General features: G+C 67.0%; 19 protein-coding genes. 10 read left to right on the top strand and 9 right to left on the bottom strand.

Annotated elements, in window-relative coordinates; translation table 11 throughout:
• Positions 1-43 precede the first annotated feature (43 nt).
• A complete protein-coding gene (hslU, locus tag H536_RS0120500; protein WP_024352231.1) occupies positions 44-1,348 on the top strand; it encodes an ATP-dependent protease ATPase subunit HslU in 1,305 nt (434 codons plus the stop codon).
• 12 nt (positions 1,349-1,360) lie between these two features.
• Here the strand turns inward: hslU and H536_RS0120495 are convergent, their stop codons facing one another.
• From H536_RS0120495 to H536_RS0120475, 5 genes are all read right to left on the bottom strand, one after another.
• Positions 1,361-2,152: a class II glutamine amidotransferase gene (locus tag H536_RS0120495; RefSeq protein ID WP_024352230.1), complete on the bottom strand. Its 792-nt coding sequence runs from the start codon at positions 2,150-2,152 to the stop codon at positions 1,361-1,363.
• A gap of 132 nt (positions 2,153-2,284) precedes the next feature.
• A complete protein-coding gene (locus H536_RS0120490; RefSeq protein WP_024352229.1) occupies positions 2,285-2,683 on the bottom strand; it encodes a helix-turn-helix domain-containing protein in 399 nt (132 codons plus the stop codon).
• Positions 2,680-3,243 (bottom strand): Smr/MutS family protein, encoded by a 564-nt coding sequence (locus H536_RS0120485; protein ID WP_024352228.1) that lies wholly within the window; start codon positions 3,241-3,243, stop codon positions 2,680-2,682. Before H536_RS0120485 ends, H536_RS0120490 begins: the two co-directional genes overlap by 4 nt.
• A complete protein-coding gene (gene mltA / locus H536_RS0120480) occupies positions 3,240-4,349 on the bottom strand; it encodes a murein transglycosylase A (protein WP_024352227.1) in 1,110 nt (369 codons plus the stop codon). Before mltA ends, H536_RS0120485 begins: the two co-directional genes overlap by 4 nt.
• Positions 4,350-4,364: 15 nt before the next feature.
• The gene (locus tag H536_RS0120475; protein WP_024352226.1) at positions 4,365-5,081 is read right to left on the bottom strand and encodes a Tim44/TimA family putative adaptor protein; all 717 of its coding nucleotides are present in this window, start codon (positions 5,079-5,081) and stop codon (positions 4,365-4,367) included.
• A gap of 186 nt (positions 5,082-5,267) precedes the next feature.
• Here H536_RS0120475 and H536_RS0120470 point away from each other — a divergent pair, with 186 nt between their 5' ends.
• Together H536_RS0120470 and secB are read left to right on the top strand one after the other, a co-directional pair.
• Positions 5,268-5,807 carry an FxsA family protein gene (locus tag H536_RS0120470; protein WP_024352225.1) on the top strand — a complete coding sequence of 180 codons (540 nt, stop codon included), beginning with the start codon at positions 5,268-5,270 and terminating at the stop codon, positions 5,805-5,807.
• Positions 5,808-5,997: 190 nt separating this feature from the next.
• The gene (gene secB / locus H536_RS0120465) at positions 5,998-6,516 is read left to right on the top strand and encodes a protein-export chaperone SecB (protein ID WP_024352224.1); all 519 of its coding nucleotides are present in this window, start codon (positions 5,998-6,000) and stop codon (positions 6,514-6,516) included.
• 91 nt (positions 6,517-6,607) lie between these two features.
• Here the strand turns inward: secB and dnaQ are convergent, their stop codons facing one another.
• Positions 6,608-7,327, bottom strand: a complete 720-nt coding sequence (gene dnaQ / locus H536_RS0120460; RefSeq protein ID WP_024352223.1) for a DNA polymerase III subunit epsilon — start codon at positions 7,325-7,327, stop codon at positions 6,608-6,610.
• Positions 7,328-7,580: 253 nt separating this feature from the next.
• Here dnaQ and H536_RS0120455 point away from each other — a divergent pair, with 253 nt between their 5' ends.
• A complete protein-coding gene (locus H536_RS0120455) occupies positions 7,581-8,729 on the top strand; it encodes a GGDEF domain-containing protein (RefSeq protein ID WP_244495486.1) in 1,149 nt (382 codons plus the stop codon).
• 23 nt (positions 8,730-8,752) lie between these two features.
• Here H536_RS0120455 and coaE read toward each other — a convergent pair whose 3' ends face one another.
• The 3 genes from coaE to H536_RS0120440 all read right to left on the bottom strand — a co-directional run bounded on the left by coaE (position 8,753) and on the right by H536_RS0120440 (position 10,956).
• Positions 8,753-9,337, bottom strand: a complete 585-nt coding sequence (gene coaE / locus H536_RS0120450) for a dephospho-CoA kinase (RefSeq protein ID WP_024352221.1) — start codon at positions 9,335-9,337, stop codon at positions 8,753-8,755.
• 64 nt (positions 9,338-9,401) lie between these two features.
• A complete protein-coding gene (locus tag H536_RS0120445) occupies positions 9,402-10,364 on the bottom strand; it encodes a shikimate dehydrogenase (RefSeq protein ID WP_024352220.1) in 963 nt (320 codons plus the stop codon).
• Positions 10,357-10,956: a Maf-like protein gene (locus H536_RS0120440; protein ID WP_009211377.1), complete on the bottom strand. Its 600-nt coding sequence runs from the start codon at positions 10,954-10,956 to the stop codon at positions 10,357-10,359. The genes H536_RS0120445 and H536_RS0120440 overlap by 8 nt, the downstream gene beginning before the upstream one ends.
• A gap of 535 nt (positions 10,957-11,491) precedes the next feature.
• Between H536_RS0120440 and hemE the strand changes: the two genes are divergently transcribed.
• The 6 genes from hemE to mnmE all read left to right on the top strand — a co-directional run bounded on the left by hemE (position 11,492) and on the right by mnmE (position 17,492).
• Positions 11,492-12,511 (top strand): uroporphyrinogen decarboxylase, encoded by a 1,020-nt coding sequence (hemE, locus tag H536_RS0120435; RefSeq protein WP_024352219.1) that lies wholly within the window; start codon positions 11,492-11,494, stop codon positions 12,509-12,511.
• A 145-nt stretch (positions 12,512-12,656) separates the two neighbouring features.
• The gene (hemJ, locus tag H536_RS0120430) at positions 12,657-13,160 is read left to right on the top strand and encodes a protoporphyrinogen oxidase HemJ (protein WP_024352218.1); all 504 of its coding nucleotides are present in this window, start codon (positions 12,657-12,659) and stop codon (positions 13,158-13,160) included.
• A 108-nt stretch (positions 13,161-13,268) separates the two neighbouring features.
• Positions 13,269-13,811 (top strand): gluconokinase, encoded by a 543-nt coding sequence (locus H536_RS0120425; RefSeq protein WP_024352217.1) that lies wholly within the window; start codon positions 13,269-13,271, stop codon positions 13,809-13,811.
• A 298-nt stretch (positions 13,812-14,109) separates the two neighbouring features.
• The gene (gene rho, locus H536_RS0120420) at positions 14,110-15,369 is read left to right on the top strand and encodes a transcription termination factor Rho (RefSeq protein WP_024352216.1); all 1,260 of its coding nucleotides are present in this window, start codon (positions 14,110-14,112) and stop codon (positions 15,367-15,369) included.
• A gap of 156 nt (positions 15,370-15,525) precedes the next feature.
• A complete protein-coding gene (locus H536_RS0120415) occupies positions 15,526-16,002 on the top strand; it encodes a YbaK/EbsC family protein (protein ID WP_024352215.1) in 477 nt (158 codons plus the stop codon).
• Positions 16,003-16,070: 68 nt separating this feature from the next.
• Positions 16,071-17,492 carry a tRNA uridine-5-carboxymethylaminomethyl(34) synthesis GTPase MnmE gene (gene mnmE / locus H536_RS0120410; RefSeq protein ID WP_024352214.1) on the top strand — a complete coding sequence of 474 codons (1,422 nt, stop codon included), beginning with the start codon at positions 16,071-16,073 and terminating at the stop codon, positions 17,490-17,492.
• Positions 17,493-17,511 lie beyond the last annotated feature (19 nt).

Genomic DNA, 17,511 nt, shown 5'->3' with positions numbered 1-17,511 from the left:
CAGCGTGTGTCGGCGCGGCCCGCCGGCCTGGAAAGAGATATCCATGACAGATTTTTCCCCCCGCGAGATCGTCTCCGAGCTCGACCGCCACATCATCGGCCAGAAGGACGCCAAGCGCGCCGTTGCCGTCGCGCTGCGCAATCGCTGGCGGCGCCAGCAGCTGGAGGGGAGCCTGCGCGAAGAGGTGATGCCCAAGAACATCCTGATGATCGGACCCACCGGCGTCGGCAAGACCGAGATCTCGCGCCGCCTGGCGCGGCTCGCCGGCGCACCCTTCATCAAGGTCGAGGCCACCAAGTTCACCGAGGTCGGCTATGTCGGCCGCGACGTCGAGCAGATCATCCGCGATCTCGTCGAGATCGGCATCGGGCTGGTGCGCGAGAAGAAGCGCGAAGAGGTGAAGGCCAAGGCCCATCAGGGCGCCGAAGAACGGGTGCTGGACGCCCTGGTCGGCAAGACCGCCTCGCCGGCCACCCGCGATTCCTTCCGCAAGAAGCTGCGTTCGGGCGAGCTCGACGACAAGGAGATCGACGTCGAGGTCTCCGACACGTCCAACCCGATGGGCGGCATGGACATTCCCGGCATGCCGGGCGCCAATATCGGCGTCCTCAACCTGTCGGAGATGTTCGGCAAGATGGGCCAGCGCACCAAGCAGCGCCGGACGTCGGTGCGCGAGAGCTACGATCTGCTGATCGGCGAGGAATCCGACAAGCTGCTGGATCAGGAACAGCTGGTGCGCGAGGCGATCTCGTCGGTCGAGAACAACGGCATCGTCTTCCTCGACGAGATCGACAAGGTCGCCAACAAGGAAGGCCAGAGCGGCGCCGGCGTCTCGCGCGAGGGCGTGCAGCGCGACCTGCTGCCGCTGGTCGAGGGCACCACGGTGGCGACCAAGCACGGCTCGGTGAAGACCGACCACATCCTGTTCATCGCCTCGGGCGCCTTCCACGTATCGAAGCCGTCGGACCTCCTGCCGGAGCTGCAGGGCCGGCTGCCGATCCGCGTCGAGCTGCGGGCGCTGACCCGGGAGGATTTCCGCCGCATCCTGACCGAGACCGAAGCCTCGCTGATCAAGCAGTATATCGCCCTGATGAAGACCGAGAATGTCGATCTGATCATCACCGACGATGCGATCGACGCGCTGGCGGACACGGCGGTGACGCTGAACGGCTCGATCGAGAATATCGGCGCGCGGCGGCTGCAGACGGTGATGGAGCGCGTCCTCGACGACATCTCCTTCGAGGCGCCGGACAAGTCCGGCGAGAGCTACACGGTCGATGCCGCCTATGTGCACAAGGCGCTGGACGGCATTGCCGGCGACACCGACCTGTCGCGCTTCATTCTCTGAGGCGCGCTGCCCTCAGGCGGCGGCACGGTCCGGCAGGCGGGGACAGAACGCCTGGCTGCGCATCGTGCCGTCGCGGCGGATGGTCAGGACCGTGTCCGCGGCGACCATCGTCCAGCGCTCGGCGTCGTCGCAGGGCTCGGAGGCAATGACGACGCCCTCGCCTTCCCTGCGCCAGTAAAGCGAGGGCGGCGGGCCGTCGCTGGCCCAACGATAGGCCCAGAGTGTTTCGCCATCGGTGTGGATCGCGGCGAAGCGGATTGGTGCCGCCTCGCCGGTTCGTGCGGCTGTCGCCTCGATCTCGGCGAGCGTCGCGGCAATGGCGCCGACCGGATCGGCGGCGAGACCCCGCCCGAGAGCCGACAGGAAGATCGCCTCGGAATCGCTGGTGCCCCGCCGCCGCGGATAGAGCGCGTCCGGGATCAGGGCGTCGATCTGGCGGCGCAGACGGGCATAGCCGCCGACCTGGCCATTGTGCAGGAACAGGTGCCGGCCGTCGGCGAAGGGATGGCAATTGGCCGTCGAGACCTCGCCATAGGTCGCCGAGCGCACATGGGCGACGAAGAGCGGCGCGCGGATCTGACGGCACAGGGACACGAGATTGGCGTCCGACCAGGCCGGCAGGATGGCGCGATAAACGCCGGGCTCCGGCCGCTCGCCATACCAGCCGATGCCGCAGCCATCGCCGTTGACGACGGTCTTGGCCTCACGGGCGGCCAGCGACTGCGAGATCAGCGAGGCACGCGGCTCGATCAGCAGGCGATCGAGAAAGACCGGCGGACCGGCATAGGCGAGAAGGCGGCACATCGGACGGCGACACCACTGGACATGGGACGCCGCAGCAGCGCCCTTGCCCGCAGTCTCCGGCCAGTATGGTAAACAAAGGCTTAAGTCCGACACCTGCCCTGTTTCACGTGAGTCTCCCGTCCGTGCCGGCGTTCAGCGACGGCGGCGACGGGCCCGCAGGGCTTCTTCGGCCCGGGTGGCAGCCTCTTCCAGCTCGGCACGCAGGCGCTTCAGATCCGCTTCGGGCAGGATGGCGATGGTTTCGGCCAGCCGGTTGGCAAGCGCTGTCGCGTCGGGGCCAAGGCCGGCGGTCTCGACGGTCACCTTGGGATGCGAGAGTTCGGCGAGACGCTCCAGCTCCTCCGCATCGTCCCAGATGACGTTGAGGTAGCCGATGATCCGCTGCAGGAGATCCCAGGTCGGTCGGCCGCGACGGCCGTGCTCCAGCGCCGAGAGATAGGCGCTGGAGACCCCCAGCGCCGCCGCCATCTGGCTCTGGGTGACGCCGCGCTCCTTGCGGAATGCCCGGACCTTTTCGCCGAACGGGGTCATCCGAACCGCCTGACGCGCACATAGAGCGCCCCGTCGCCGCCATGATGGCGCTCGGCGCTGTCGAAGCCGGAGACGAGCGGGCGGAACTCCGGGCTGCCGAACCACATGGGCACGACCCGGCGCAGGACGCCGCGGGAGCCGAAATGTCCGCCCGATCCGCCTCGCCCGGTGATCACCAGCACATGGCGCAGGCCCATGGCCTGGGACTGGCGCAGGAAGCCGACCAGCGCGTCATGGGCGACGCCCTGGGTCATCTCGTGCAGGTCGATCCGCGCCTCGATGGGCAGTCGCCCCTTGGAGATCTTGCGACGGGTCGGACGTTCGATCGGGTGCTGCGTAAGTCGCGACTGCGGCGCCGGCTGCTGGATCGGCGCCGGCAGGGCGGGCGCCGCCGCCTTCGACCCCTTGCGACCGACCGGTGGCGGCGCAGACGCGGGTTGTGGCGCGTCCTCGGGCGGCATCTGCGGATGCGACTTGCCCTTCAGCGGCACCGCCGAGCGGGCGACGCTCGCCCACAGGCGCGCGTCCTCGACGCTGAGCGTGCGATGACGGCGCTTCATCGGGCGAGGCGTGCCGCCAGCGCCGGCGGCACGAGAATGGTGAAGTCGGCAGCATGGCGGATTCGCCCGGCGATCCGGCCGGCCGCGTCGCCCGAGCCGACGAAGATGTCGGCGCGGGCCGGGCCAAGAATGGCCGAGCCGGTGTCCTGCGCCACCATCAGGCGGCGGAACGGTGCGCCGTCCATGACAAGATCCGGCGCCGCGATGAAATAGGGCACGCCGAAGGTCGCGAGTTCGCGGTCGACGGCGATGGAGGCCAGCGGCGTCAGCGGCACCTTGGCGGCGCCGACGGGACCGAGCTCCGGGTCCTCCACCGGCGTCTCGCGGAAAAAGATGAAGGAGCGGTTGCGGTCGAACAGGCTGCGCACGCGGTCCGGATGCGCCGCCAGCCACGCCCGGATGCCGTCCATGTCGGCTTCGGCGAGGGTCAGTTCGCCCTCGTCCACCAGGATGCGGCCGATGGCGGTGAAGCGGTGCCCGGTCTTGGCGGCATAGCCGACGCGGACCTGCCGGCCATCATCATAGGCAAGGCGCGCCGAGCCCTGGATATGGATGAAGAACGCGTCGACCGGATCGGCCAGCCAGGCAATCTCGAGGCCCATCCCATCCAGCGAACCTGCCTCGATGGCGGCGCGGTCGGCATATTCCTCCAGAAGGCCGCAGGGCTTGCGGCGCGCAAAGCGGAAATAGGGATCGAGCCCGGGTGGCCGCGAGACGTCGTCGATCTTCACCAGATCCGGCGGCGGCGCATACAGGGGAAAGCGATAGCGCTCGGTGCGCACCGGCGAGCCGGCGACGACAGGCTCGTAATAGCCGGTGACGAAGCCGGACAGCGCCATGTCGGCGTCGTCGGGACGGATATGCAGCGGCTCGAAATGGCGTTCGAAGAAGGTGCGGGCCTCGACCTGGCCGAGCGCACCGGCCGGCTGCAGCGCGGCGCGGGCGGCCTCGGCAAAGGCCTCGGCGTCGATCCCGAGCGAACCGGTGGGAAAGCTGCCCTGTTCGAGCCGGGCGGCGCCGGCGCGAAAGGCCGACAGCGCCGCTGCATGATCAGCGCCGTCCCAGCCTTCCAGATCGGACCATTGCCGGCGAACGAATGCCGTCATCGTCGCCGCTCCGGCTCACGCGTCTTCGGACTCGGTCCCGGCCAGCTTCCAGTTCGGATCGCGCGAGCGCGTGTCGCGGGCGAAGGTCCACACGTCCTTGACCTCGACCACCGTTTCCGGATCGCCGTCGACAACGGTGTCGTCGGGCTTGACGACGGCCGAGATGATCTGCGCGACGATGCGCACGGTGACCATCGCCTCACGGTCCTTCTGCTCGGCGGAGACGATGGTGGCATCGTCGATACCGACGAAGGAGAACTGCATGCGCTCTTCGCGCTGCTCGCGCTCGCTGATCGCCTGCTCGAAGCCCTGGTAGACATCCGGCGACAACAGGTTCTTCAGGAGCTTGCGGTCGCCATCGGCAAAGCCGGTCACGATCATTTCATAGGCGACCTTGGCGCCGTCGAGGAATTCCTTCGGATCGAAGGAAGGATCGGCGTCGCGGATCCGGCGCAGCTCGGCATTGACCGGGGTGCCCGGCTTGGCGACCTTGTCGATCGACTCGTAGGGCGTGGCCGCCGGGGCCGCCTCGCCTTCGATCTCGGTGCCGCCGCGGCGGTTGGGCAGCGTCACGACATTGTCGTTGCGGGCCGCGTCGTCGCGCGGCGCATCCCGGCGCGAATAGGGGTCGAAGGGCGGGCGCTCGTTGCCCGTACGCTTGCCCAGAACGCTTCGCAGCTGAAACAGGACGATCGCCGCAACAATGATAAAGAAGATCGTCCCAAAACTCATTGCGCGTCGTCACCCCTAATGGCCGGTCAAGTCATTCGCCGTCATATAGAGACGAGGGGCGGCGCATTCAAATTTGTTTCCACAGTTCCTATGTCCCGAGGCGGCGGCCAAACCGCACATGTCCGGCCACGGGCCCGCAAAGGCGGGTTTCGGCCATCGAACGGCCGCGCAAGGAGAAGACGGACCATGCCCTTCGCCCTGATACCCTTTCTGCTGCTCGCCATCCCGATCCTGGAGATCGCGGTGTTCATCCTGGTAGGCAACGCCATCGGGCTGTGGCCGACGCTGGGTCTCGTCATCCTGACCGCCGTGATCGGCTCGATCCTCTTGAAACAGCAGGGCATCTCGACGCTGGCCCGCATCCAGGCGGAAATCGGCGCCGGCCGGGTGCCGGGCCGCGATCTTGTCAGCGGCGTGATGATCGCCATGGCCGGCGTCCTTCTGCTGACCCCGGGCCTCGTCACCGACGCGCTCGGCTTCCTGCTGTTCGTGCCGGGCGTCCGCTCGCGCATCTTCGACTTCCTGAAGTCCCGCGTCGTCGTCGTCGGCCAGAACAGCTTCCGGTCCGGCATGGGCGGGCAGCCGCGCCGCGAACCGCCTTACTCGGCGGGTCCCGACGTCGTCGATCTGTCGGGCGAGGAGTTTCGCCGCGGGCCCGATCCGGCGTCGCCCTGGCACGAGCCGGAGGATGGCGACGGCGAGACCAATGGCCGCCGCCTGCATTGAGCGGGTGGCGCGGTGCCGGGCCGCTCGCGCCCGGCCGCGGATCGTCTTGTTCTGATGCCCCCCGCGTGATAGCGCTCGCCCCCGTGTTTTTCCTGCCGGACGGACCGTCGGCCCCTCCGGCTCTTCACCCGGCACGAGCGCGCGAACAGGCGCCGGCCCTGCCGGGTCATCAGCGATACGGGAGCAGACCATGTCCGAGACCAACGATCTGAATGCGACGAATGGCGGCAATGGCGCCGGCGGCGACGAGAACGCCAACCCGCCCCGCATCAACATCCTGACGCAGTATATTCGCGACCTTTCCTTCGAGAGCCCGAATGCACCGGGCGTCCTGCGCGGCCAGACCAAGGCGCCGAACATCAATATCGGCGTCAATGTCGGTGCCAACCCGATCCAGGGTTCGGACGGCGACTACGACGTGCGCCTGACGCTGAACGCCAAGGCCGGCGAAGGCGAAGAGATGATGTTCGCCGTCGAGCTGGAATATGGCGGCGTCTTCAAGCTGCAGAACTTCCCGCAGGAGCATCTCCTGCCGGTGCTGTTCATCGAGTGCCCGCGCCTGCTGTTCCCCTTCGCGCGCCAGGTGATGGCCGACATCACCCGCAATGGCGGCTTCCCGCCGCTGATGATCGACCCGATCGACTTCGCCCAGCTGTTCCAGCAGCGCATGGCCGAAGAGCGCGCCCGCCAGCAGGTTCAGCCGAGCTAAGCTGCGGTTTCAGAACGCAAGACAGCGCCGGCAGCCCATCGGGTTTGCCGGCGTTTTTCATGGCAGCGCTTTCGAAGGAATGCGGCCGGGCTCAGCCCGCGGACGCCTCGGCCTCCGGCCGTTCCAGATAGTTCCACCAGATCGCCTCGTCGCCAAGGGTCGAGACGAAGGCACGGTGCCGGGCGATCTCGTCCTGCGACAGGCGCGGCGGCAGCGGCACGGGCCGCGGCGCGATCCGCCAGACATTGCCGTCGGCGTCCTCGTGGGCATCTTCCTCGACCGCCAGGCCCAGTGCCGCCTGCCGGCCGCCGATCAGCTCGATATAGACTTCCGCCAGAAGCTCGGAATCGAGCAGGGCGCCATGCTTGTCGCGGCGCGAGGTATCGACCGAAAAGCGCGAGCAGAGCGCGTCCAGCGTTGCCGGCGCCATGGGGAACTTGCGCCGCGCCATGGGCAGGGTGTCGATCACGACGCTCGGGTCGATCGGCGGCTGGTCGATGCGCTTCAGTTCGGCATTGAGGAAACGCACGTCGAAGGCGGCGTTATGGGCGATCAGCTTGGCGCCGGAAAAGAACTCCAGGAACTCGTCGGCGATCTCGGAGAACAGCGGCTTGTCGGCCAGGAAGTCGTCGGAAATGCCGTGCACGTCGAAGGCGGCCGGATCGACCTTGCGCCCGGCCGGACGGATGAAGGCGTGGTAGTTCTTGCCGGTCGGAATATGGTTCCACAATTCCACCCCGCCGATCTCGATGACCCGCTCGACATCCGGATCGAGGCCGGTGGTTTCGGTATCGAAGACGATTTCGCGCATGAAGGCTCCCGCTGACCGCCCCTTTTCCGTGACTGGAAGAGCCGAGACAAGAGCTCACCGGCATCCGTTCGAAGTATCCCCGAGCTTCGCTGTATGTTCACTTTTCGTTCTTACTAGGCGAAGTCTATGCCGAACGTGCCGAGGCGATCCTCGGCATCGGTCTGCGCGTCGACCGGCCCTCGCAAGACCCGCGCAAGTCGCAGCGTCTTAGCGTCAGTTGCGAAATGCAATCAGGGGAGAACGGGCATTGGATGTGGCAGTCAGCCTGCACGCGGTCATTTTCGGGGTCGTCGCCTCGCTCGCGCTCCTCTGCGGTCTGATCTATCTGGGCCTGCGCGGCCAGTCGGCGCTGGTGTGGCTCGCTGCTGGCCTCGCCTGCGGCGCCGTTGAAACCGTCGTCCTGGGGATCGATGGCGGCTCGCTTGCCGCCATGGCGGCGGTGACAATGCTGATCCCGGCCGCCTATCTCTGTGTCACCCAATCGGTCCGGCGGGCGCTCGGCCTTGGCCTGTCGCCCCGGCCCCTGTGGATGGCGACCGCCGGCCTGACGGCGATGTCGCTCTTGCTCCTCGCCGGGAATGCCACCCCGATCCTTCAAACCCTGCCCTTCCAGTTCGCGGCACTGCTGGCGCTGGGCGACGCGATCCTCTGCCTCTGGCGCCTCAAGGGCCGCGGCGTCGTCGAGACCGGCCTCCTCGTCGCGCTTGCGGGGATGGCTGTCCTCTTGATCGTGCGGATGCCGCTGTTCCCGCTGCTCTTCGAGGGAACGACGCCGGTCGCGAACATCGCCCAGAGCGATCTGGAGCGGGCACTGATGCTGGTTTCGGGACTGCTGGCTCCCGCCGCGGTGCTGCTCATCATCGCCCGGATCGTCGGCAATGTGATCCGGCGCTATCGCATCCGCAGCGAGCGCGACGACCTCACCGATCTCCTCAACCGGGCCGCCTTCGAGCGCGTGGCCACCCAGGCCGCCCCTGCTGGCGCCGCGATCATCGTCTGCGACATCGATCACTTCAAGACGGTCAACGACCGCTACGGCCATCCGGTCGGCGATCGCGTCATCCAGGGATTTGCCGAGATCCTCTCGCGGACCGAGGGAACGGCCGGCCGGCTGGGCGGCGAGGAATTCGCGCTGCTGCTGCCCGGCGCGACCCTCGACGCCGCGGCTAGCGCGGCCGAGGCGATCCGGCTGGCCTTCCATGCCTGGCGGGATCCCGCGCTCGACGACGGGCACGCTCTGAGCGCAAGCTTCGGGGTGGCGATGCTGCAGGGCGCCGAACCGGCGCAGGATGCCATCGCGCGGGCGGACGACGCGCTCTACCGGGCCAAGCGCGAGGGGCGCAACCGTGTGTCTGTCCATGCCGCGGCCGCAAAGCCGGCCCGTCTCGTCGCGGCTGCCTGACGGAGCTGCGAGCGCAAACGGCGTCAGCCGGCGGCGTGGCGCATGATGATCGCCGTCACCGCGAGGCGCGCGGCCTCCATGCCGTTGCCGGTGTCGATGACATAGTCGGCGCGTTCGCGCTTGTCGGCGTCGGGCATCTGGCGGGCCATCAGCGCCGCGAACTTGGCCTCGCTCATCTCCGGCCGGGCAAGCACGCGCTCACGCTGGATCTCCGGGCTGGCGGTTACGACCAATGTCTTGTCGCACCGCGTGTCGGCGCCGGTTTCGAACAGCAGCGGAATATCAAGGACCGCCAGCGCCGCGCCGGACTGGCGGGCGCCGTCGAGGAAGGCGCGCTCCTCTTCACCGACCAGCGGATGGACGATCGCCTCCAGGCGGCGCATCGCCTCCGGATCGTCGACGACGCTCGCCGACAGCGCCTTGCGATCAACCACCCCGTCGACGACGGTGCCGGGAAAGGCAGCTTCGATCAGCGGCGCGGCGCGTCCGGCATAGAGGCGGTGGACGGCGGCGTCGGCATCGTGAACGGGCACGCCCTGTTCCGCGAACATTGCCGCGGTGGTGGACTTGCCCATGCCGATGGAGCCGGTAAGGCCGAGCACGATCATCGGCAGCACCACAGGCGCGCTAAACCGCATGTCGGTCGATGTGTATGAATCGCAGAATTTCTGCTCATACGCCGTTTTCGATGTCGGTGACGATCCTGGCGCGCAGGCTCTCGGAGACCTCGGGCCGCTGGCCGAACCAGCGTTCGAAACCGGGCACCGCCTGATGCAGCAGCATGCCGAGACCGTCGCAATGGCGCAACCCCCGCTCCGCCGCGGCGGCGAGAATCGGAGTCATCAGAGGCACATAGACGATATCGGTCACGAGGGCACCGTCGCGGAGGGCCGACAAATCCGGCAGCCGCGGCTCGAACCAGTCGGGCGTCTCGTCGTCCGGATCGGGCGCCGGGATCGGCACCGTATTGACCAGAAGGTCGGCGGCGGCGAGCTGCGCCTTGCGTTCGGATTCGGCATGGGCGGAGACGCGCGGGCCGAAGCGGGCGGCGAGTTCCTCGGCCCGTTCGATGGTGCGGTTGACGACCCGCACCTGTTTCACGCCACGCTTCAGAAGCGCGAAGATCACCGCCCGGGAGGCGCCGCCGGCCCCCAGCACGGTGGCGACCTCCGCATCGGCCCAGCCCGGCAGCCTTTCGTCGAGATTGGCCGCGAAGCCGTAGGCATCGGTGTTGCCGCCGACCATGCGGCCGGACTTCTCGAACCAGATCGTGTTGACCGCACCGATCGCCTCGGCCGCGGCGTCGCGGCGGGACACGGCTTCCAGCGCCGCCAGCTTGTGGGGAATGGTGACGTTGCCGCCGACATAGCCCTGGCGGCGCAGCGTCTTGAGGAATTCGCCGATCTCCTCGGGCGACACCCCCACCCGCTCGTAGGAACCGGGCAAGCCGAATTCCTTCAGCCAGCTGCGATGGATGGCCGGAGAGCGGGAATGCCAGACCGGCCAGCCGGTGACGAAGGCACGCGGGCCATCGGTCCTGGCGGGCGTGACGTTCGGATCGAAGATCGAGCCTTCGCCGCGCGGGCGCTCGGCGCCGCTGACATAGGGTTTCGGCGTCCAGTCCGCATCAGCCATCGATTTCGCCGCGCTCCCGCAATTCCTTCAGCAAGGGCAACAGCGGCAGCCCGATGATGGTGAAATAGTCACCCTCGATCCGCTCCATCAGCTGGATGCCTTCCTTCTCGATCTGGTAGGCGCCGACGCTGGTGGTCGCCTTGCGGCCGGCCTGGGCGAGATAGCGGCCGACGAAACCGGGGTCGAGCGCGCGCAGGGTGATCGTCGCCGTGGCGACGTGCCGCCAGGTGACCTTGCCGCCCTCCACCAGCACCACGGCGCTGTTGAGCTGGTGGGTGCGGCCGGACAGTTTCAGAAGCGTGCGCCGCGCCTCTTCCATATTGGCCGGCTTGTGCAGGACCTCGTCGCCCAGCGACAGCGTCTGGTCCGCCCCGATGACGATCTCGTTCGGATGGCGCTCGGACACGTCCGTCGCCTTGGCCTCGGCGAGGATCGCCGCGACGTCCTCAGGCCCGACACCGGATTCCAGGAGCGGCGCCTCGATGGCGCGCTCGTCGAGATCGCTGGATTCGGCGGTGAAATCGATGCCGGCGTTCTTCAGTAGCTCGCGGCGGTGGACGCTGCTCGAGGCGAGTACGATGCCCTTGGACATGTGAATCCCATTGTACCGGTTTCGTCACGTACGGCCCGACTGATAGCCGCTGACCGGCAGAATTGCCATGGAGGGCGCCGGACTCGATTCTCCCCGTCGGCACAAGGGCGAAGCCGATTCCCTCCCGGGATTCTTCGCAGCCTGTGGGTTGTGCGGGAGTAGTCGACTGGTCTGAGGCGCCATCCGTCGGGCCGGTGACAAACCCCCCTCTTGTCCACAATCGGCAACAGGATCCGCTTGGGCATGACGATTGCGGAAGACTGGGGACAAAAGCGATTCGTCCCCCGCCATCCCAAACTCATCCCCAGGGGGGGCGTCCATCGCCGTGGGCGCAAGCTGCTGATAGACCGATCGGATCCGGCGATCGTCCCCGGGATTGTCCCCTGACGACACGATGCGGCATTCCGGCCTGTGGACGATCCTGCTAAGGGCTCCATCTAGGCGGGACCCTGTGAATTCCTGCAATCCACCGAGTCATAGAATCAAAAGACTCATCTGAAAGAAATCTTTCTTTTTTAATGGGAGCCCTGACCTGATGAAGACGCGCAAGCTTGTCCGTGTCCTGGAAGGCGAACGCATCTTCCCCCCTCCGGTGTGGTTGATGCGGCAAGCCGGTCGCTATCTCCCGGAATATCGGGCCACCCGTCAGACGGCCGGGGGCTTCCTCGAGCTCTGCTACAATCCAGACTTTGCGACGGAAGTGACGCTTCAGCCGATCCGACGCTTCGGATTCGACGCGGCGATCCTGTTCTCCGACATTCTGGTCATCCCGGATGCGCTCGATCGCGGTCTGCATTTCGTGCAGGGAGAGGGACCGAAGCTGACGCCGATCCGCCCCGACGAGATCGCCCGCCTCGATCCGAGCCGTGCCGACACGCATCTGGCGCCGGTCATCGCGACGGTGGCGCGGCTGCGCAAGGAACTGCCGGAAGAGACGTCGCTGATCGGCTTCTGCGGCGCACCCTGGACGGTGGCGACCTACATGATCGCCGGCCACGGCACGCCCGACCAGGCGCCGGCACGGCTGTTCGGCTATCGCCATCCCGACGAGATGGAGCAGCTTCTGTATCTCCTCGCCGAGATGGGCGCCGACTATCTGATCCGGCAGCTCCAGGCCGGTGCCGACTGCGTCCAGATCTTCGATTCCTGGGCCGGCGTTCTGGATGAGGCGTCCTTCGAGGCCTATGCGGTCAAGCCCGTCGCGCGGATGGTCGAAAAGGTCCGCGCCGCGGTGCCGGACGCCAAGATCATCGGCTTTGCCAAGGGCGCGGGTTCGCTGCTGAACGGCTATCGCCAGAAGACCGGCGTCAATGCCGTCGGTCTCGACTGGACGGTGCCGATGGACCAGGCGCGCGCGCTGCAGACCGAAGGCGCGATCCAGGGCAATCTCGATCCGCTGCGGCTGATTGCCGGCGGCAAGGCGCTGGACGAGGGTGTCGACCGGATCCTGGAAGGGCTCGGCGACGGGCCGCTGATCTTCAATCTCGGCCACGGCATCACCCCGGATGCGCCGATCGCCCATGTCGAGGCGCTGTTGAAGCGCATCCGCGGGTAAGCCCTTCGCTGTGCGAGCATGCGCCACGCGCCGGACTTGGAAGCCTGCCGGCTTCGGGTTATGTCGCGGGGCGCTCTGCCGCCGGTCTCTCGTCCCGGGCGTCATTCAGTGAAGGCGCGCTGCATCAGCCTCGAAGGATCGTTGCATGAAGAAGGCCATTATCGCCCTCGCCGTCATGGCCGCCGTGATCACCGCCGTGTTCTGGCTGGTGCCGGTGGAAGCCCTGTTGTGGATGAAGACGCTGCACATCCTGGCGGTGATCGCCTGGATGGCGGGCATGCTCTATCTGCCGCGGCTGTTCGTCTATCACGCCGACGCTGCGACCGGCACGCCCCAGTCCGAGACCTTCAAGATCATGGAGCGGCGGCTGCTCAAGGCGATCATCAACCCGGCGATGATCGTCACCTGGGTCGCCGGCCTCTGGCTGGCGGTGAGGGGCGGCTGGTTTTCCGGCGGCAATGGCTGGCTGCACGCCAAGATCGCTCTGGTCGTTCTGATGTCCGGCGTTCACGGCTATTTCTCGGCTTCGGTGCGCCGCTTTGCCAATGACGCCAACACCAAGCCGTCGCGCCATTGGCGGATCATGAACGAGGTGCCGACCGTCCTGTTGATCGTGATCGTCATCCTCGTCGTAGTGAAACCGTTCTGATCCCTGTCTTATGCTGCCGCGCAGGACGCATTCTTCTCAACACCCGTGCGAAACGGGTCGTCGCAATCGTATCGCGTGCCGCGACGCCGACCGTGCCCCGAGGGATCGATGACTGATACGCAGATGGACCGGGCAACGTGCCTCGTGGTGATGGGACCCGCCGGCGTCGGCAAGACGACCACCGCCGCGGGCCTCGCCGAAATGCTGGCCTGGCCCTATGCCGAGGCGGACGAGTTTCACCCCGCCGCCAATATTGCCAAGATGGAATCCGGCACACCGCTCGACGACGCCGACCGGGCACCCTGGCTGGCGTCCATTCGCGACTGGATCAGCGCTGAGGCCCATGCCGGGCGGTCCACTGTCGTCACCTGTTCGGCCCTGAAGCGCAGCTATCGCGATCTCCTGCGCGAAGCCGATGCGCGCGTGCGCTTCGTCTGCCTGACCGCCACTCCCGATCTGGTCGGCCGGCGCATGGCGACCCGGCAGGGCCATTTCATGCCGGTGTCCCTGTTGAAATCGCAGTTCGACACGCTCGAGCCGCTGCAGGTCGACGAGGATGGCATCGTGGTGTCCGTGGATCTGCCGGCGGACGAGGTCGTGGCAACGGCGCTGCGGGCGCTGCGGCTGAAGCCGGCTCCAGAGGCAGGCTGATCCGCCCGCGCTGCCGCCGCCGCTGATCCGTTGCTGCGTCCGACACGGACCGCCTGCGGCAGGCCCCTCGCCCGAACGCCCTCGCCGCGGCCACCACACGTCGCCGAACGCCTTGCGCTGCCGGGATTGTCGGTCTATGTGTAGCGCCTACATCCCGCCTTTGGGCGATGCGCGACGTTTCCGCCGCGTCGATCCCCCGCCGCAGACCAGTTCGCGTTTCCGGCCCAGCGTTTTCCCATCTCCGCCTTGATTGTCTGGAAGAACTTTCCGGACGAACCCCGTAAAGAGCCTTTCCCGAATGAAACTTCAGGACCTGAAGAACAAGAGCGCGCCGGAACTGATCGCGTTCGCCGAAGAGAACGACGTCGAGAACGCCTCCGTGCTGCGCAAGCAGGAATTGCTGTTTGCGATTCTCAAGCAGCTTGCGGCGCAGGAAGTCGAGATCATCGGCGAAGGCGTCGTCGAGATCCTGCAGGACGGTTTCGCGTTCCTGCGCTCGCCCGAGGCGAACTATCTTCCCGGCCCCGACGACATCTATGTCTCGCCGTCGCAGATCCGCAAGTTTCAGTTGAAGACCGGCGATACTGTCGAAGGTCCGATCCGTAGTCCCAAGGAAGGCGAGCGTTACTTCGCTCTTCTGAAGGTCAACACGATCAACTTCGACAATCCGGAGAAGATCCGCTACAAGAGCCATTTCGACAACCTGACGCCGCTCTATCCCGACGAGCGGTTCAAGATGGAGCTCGACGAGCCCACCGGCAAGAAGGACATGTCGGCCCGGGTGATCGATCTGGTCGCCCCGCTCGGCAAGGGCCAGCGCGGGCTGATCGTCGCGCCGCCGCGCACCGGCAAGACGGTGCTGCTCCAGAACATCGCCCATTCGATCACGGCCAACCATCCCGAGTGCTACCTCATCGTTCTGTTGATCGACGAGCGGCCCGAGGAAGTCACCGACATGCAGCGCTCGGTGCGCGGCGAGGTCGTCTCTTCGACCTTCGACGAACCGGCGCAGCGCCACGTGGCCGTTGCCGAAATGGTCATCGAGAAGGCCAAGCGCCTGGTCGAGCACGGCCGCGACGTGGTCATTCTCCTCGATTCCATCACCCGTCTCGGCCGCGCCTACAACACGGTCGTCCCGTCCTCCGGCAAGGTGCTCACCGGCGGTGTCGACGCCAACGCCCTGCAGCGGCCGAAGCGCTTCTTCGGCGCGGCGCGCAATATCGAGGAAGGCGGCTCGCTGACGATCATCGCGACGGCGCTGATCGATACAGGCAGCCGCATGGACGAGGTCATCTTCGAAGAGTTCAAGGGCACGGGCAATTCGGAAATCGTCCTCGACCGCAAGGTCGCCGACAAGCGGATCTACCCGGCCATGGACATCCTCAAGTCCGGCACCCGCAAGGAGGACCTCCTGGTCCCGAAGGCGGATCTGCAGAAGATCTTCGTGCTGCGCCGTATCCTCTCGCCGATGGGCACGACCGACGCGATCGAGTTCCTCAATGACAAGCTCAAGCAGACCAAGACCAATGCCGATTTCTTCGATCAGATGAACACCTGATCGAACGCCGAGGGGCATGATTCACGTGAAACGGCGACCCCTAGCGGTCGCCGTTTTCGTATGGAGCGCGCGTCAGCACGGAGCCACGCGAGAGGCCTCTTGATTCCGCTCCGCGCCGGCCCGAAAACGGCAGGACGCATCGGGGGGAGGATGAGAATGGGCGAGAAACCGGCAGCCGTGGCACGGGTCGAGGCGGCGGCAATCGACAAGGGACTGAAGATTTCCGTCATCGAGACAAGCAGCTCCGCGCGCTCGGCCGAGGAGGCGGCCCAGGCGGTCGGCGCCAGTGTAGGCCAGATCGTCAAGTCGTTGGTCTTCCGCGGCAAGGACACTGGCAAGGCCTATCTGCTGCTGGTATCCGGCGCCAATCGCGTCGACGAGGCGCTGGCGGTCCAGACCATCGGCGAGGCCCTCGAGCGCCCCGACGCTGATTTCGTCCGCTCTGCGACGGGCTTTTCCATCGGCGGCGTCTCGCCGCTCGGTGCAACCGCGGAACTCTCCGTCTATATGGACGAGGACCTCTTCCAGCATGCGACTGTGTGGGCCGCTGCCGGTACGCCGAAACATGTCTTCGAAGTCGTGCCGCTGCAATTGCGCAGCGCGACCGGCGCGGTGATCTGTCGGGTAGCCTAACGGCCTCTGTCCAGCCCCGGCCGCCATTGAACCCGCAGCCATCTGAATCGAGCCTATCGAGGCCCTGCTTGACCCATAGCGACACCATCGCCGCCCTTTCCTCAGGCGCCCTGCCCACCGGGGTCGCCGTCGTGCGCGTCAGCGGTCCGGCTGCGCGGGAGGTCATGGAGCGCCTGGCGGGATCGGTGCCACCGGAGCGCCGCGCCAGCCTGCGCCGCTTCCGCGACGCTGCCGACCGGACGATCGATCGGGGCATCGCGCTGTTCTTCCCGGGCCCGGGCAGCGTTACCGGCGAGGATCTGGCGGAATTCCACCTGCATGGTGGCCGCGCCGTCGTATCGGCCTTCCTGGAGGCAGCGACAACCATCCCCGGCGTGCGTCTGGCCGTGGCAGGCGAGTTCACCCGGCGCGGTTTCGAGAATGGTCGGATCGACCTGACCGAAGCCGAAGGCCTTGCCGACCTCCTGGCGGCCAGCACCGAAGCCCAGCGCCGTATGGCCGTCGCCCAGGCCGGCGGTGCCCTGCGGGCCCTCTACGAAGGCTGGATGCGCGATCTTACCAATGCCCGGGCGATGATCGAGGCGTCCTTCGACTTTGCCGACGAAGGCGATGTGGACGACGACGTCGCCAGCGGCGTCGAACGCCAAGTCGCCGTGGTCGCCGAGGCCATGCGGACGCATCTCGCCAAGGCCGACCGCGGCGAGATCCTGCGCGAAGGCTTCAAGGTGGCGATCGTCGGCGCGCCCAATGCCGGCAAGTCCAGCCTTCTGAATGCGCTGGCCGACCGGGAAGTCGCCATCGTCACGGAAATCCCCGGCACCACGCGAGACGTCATCGAGGCAACCTTGGACCTCGGCGGCATCCCCGTGCGCTTCTCGGACACGGCAGGCATCCGCGAGACGGCCGACCGGATCGAGGCGATGGGCATCGAGCGGGCGCGCGCGGTGATGGATGAGGCCGATCTCGTCCTGGCGCTGGTGGACCCGCATGCCGGCGCGACGACGCTGGAATGGCTGAGCGGACTGCTGACTCACGTGAAACACCCGCTGATGCTCGCCGGACAGGAACCAGCACCGGACGAGACGCCCGAAGATCAGCCCGCATCCACCCGGCCGATCCTCACCATCCGCACCAAGATCGATCAGGACGAATTGACCGGCGGCGCTCCTCCCCACGACCCCGGCTGCGATCTCGCGATCTCCACTCGCACCGGTGAAGGGCTCGCTGACCTGGTCGACCGGATCGCGAATATCGCCGCGATAGCCGTGGGCGATCCCGACGATGTCGTCCCCGCCCGCACGCGCCACCGGGAACTGATCAACGATGCGTTGCGGCTTCTGACCGAGTTCCAGGCGGCGCCCGATATGCCGGCGGAAGTCCGCGCCGAGACCCTGCGCCGGACGAGCCATCGGCTTGGCGCGCTCACCGGTCAGGTCGGCGTCGAGGATCTGCTCGAGGTGATCTTTTCCGAGTTCTGCATCGGCAAATGATTCACGTGGAACACCGGGT

Origin of the sequence: Aurantimonas coralicida DSM 14790, assembly GCF_000421645.1 — a bacterium.
GTDB lineage: Bacteria > Pseudomonadota > Alphaproteobacteria > Rhizobiales > Rhizobiaceae > Aurantimonas > Aurantimonas coralicida.
This window is presented reverse-complemented; position numbering and strand designations above follow the sequence as displayed.

What these genes read in the sequence shown, in the direction of transcription:
- coaE (WP_024352221.1), bottom strand. Translation starts at nt 9,337, where the DNA reads ATGATCGTGCTCGGCCTTACCGGCTCCATCGGCATGGGCAAGTCCACC.
- H536_RS0120440 (WP_009211377.1), bottom strand. Translation starts at nt 10,956, where the DNA reads ATGTCCAAGGGCATCGTACTCGCCTCGAGCAGCGTCCACCGCCGCGAG.
- hemJ (WP_024352218.1), top strand. Translation starts at nt 12,657, where the DNA reads ATGAAGAAGGCCATTATCGCCCTCGCCGTCATGGCCGCCGTGATCACC.
- hslU (WP_024352231.1), top strand. Translation starts at nt 44, where the DNA reads ATGACAGATTTTTCCCCCCGCGAGATCGTCTCCGAGCTCGACCGCCAC.
- H536_RS0120470 (WP_024352225.1), top strand. Translation starts at nt 5,268, where the DNA reads ATGCCCTTCGCCCTGATACCCTTTCTGCTGCTCGCCATCCCGATCCTG.
- secB (WP_024352224.1), top strand. Translation starts at nt 5,998, where the DNA reads ATGTCCGAGACCAACGATCTGAATGCGACGAATGGCGGCAATGGCGCC.
- hemE (WP_024352219.1), top strand. Translation starts at nt 11,492, where the DNA reads ATGAAGACGCGCAAGCTTGTCCGTGTCCTGGAAGGCGAACGCATCTTC.
- mltA (WP_024352227.1), bottom strand. Translation starts at nt 4,349, where the DNA reads ATGACGGCATTCGTTCGCCGGCAATGGTCCGATCTGGAAGGCTGGGAC.
- H536_RS0120475 (WP_024352226.1), bottom strand. Translation starts at nt 5,081, where the DNA reads ATGAGTTTTGGGACGATCTTCTTTATCATTGTTGCGGCGATCGTCCTG.
- dnaQ (WP_024352223.1), bottom strand. Translation starts at nt 7,327, where the DNA reads ATGCGCGAAATCGTCTTCGATACCGAAACCACCGGCCTCGATCCGGAT.
- H536_RS0120495 (WP_024352230.1), bottom strand. Translation starts at nt 2,152, where the DNA reads ATGTGCCGCCTTCTCGCCTATGCCGGTCCGCCGGTCTTTCTCGATCGC.
- H536_RS0120485 (WP_024352228.1), bottom strand. Translation starts at nt 3,243, where the DNA reads ATGAAGCGCCGTCATCGCACGCTCAGCGTCGAGGACGCGCGCCTGTGG.
- H536_RS0120490 (WP_024352229.1), bottom strand. Translation starts at nt 2,683, where the DNA reads ATGACCCCGTTCGGCGAAAAGGTCCGGGCATTCCGCAAGGAGCGCGGC.
- H536_RS0120425 (WP_024352217.1), top strand. Translation starts at nt 13,269, where the DNA reads ATGACTGATACGCAGATGGACCGGGCAACGTGCCTCGTGGTGATGGGA.
- H536_RS0120415 (WP_024352215.1), top strand. Translation starts at nt 15,526, where the DNA reads ATGGGCGAGAAACCGGCAGCCGTGGCACGGGTCGAGGCGGCGGCAATC.
- H536_RS0120445 (WP_024352220.1), bottom strand. Translation starts at nt 10,364, where the DNA reads ATGGCTGATGCGGACTGGACGCCGAAACCCTATGTCAGCGGCGCCGAG.
- rho (WP_024352216.1), top strand. Translation starts at nt 14,110, where the DNA reads ATGAAACTTCAGGACCTGAAGAACAAGAGCGCGCCGGAACTGATCGCG.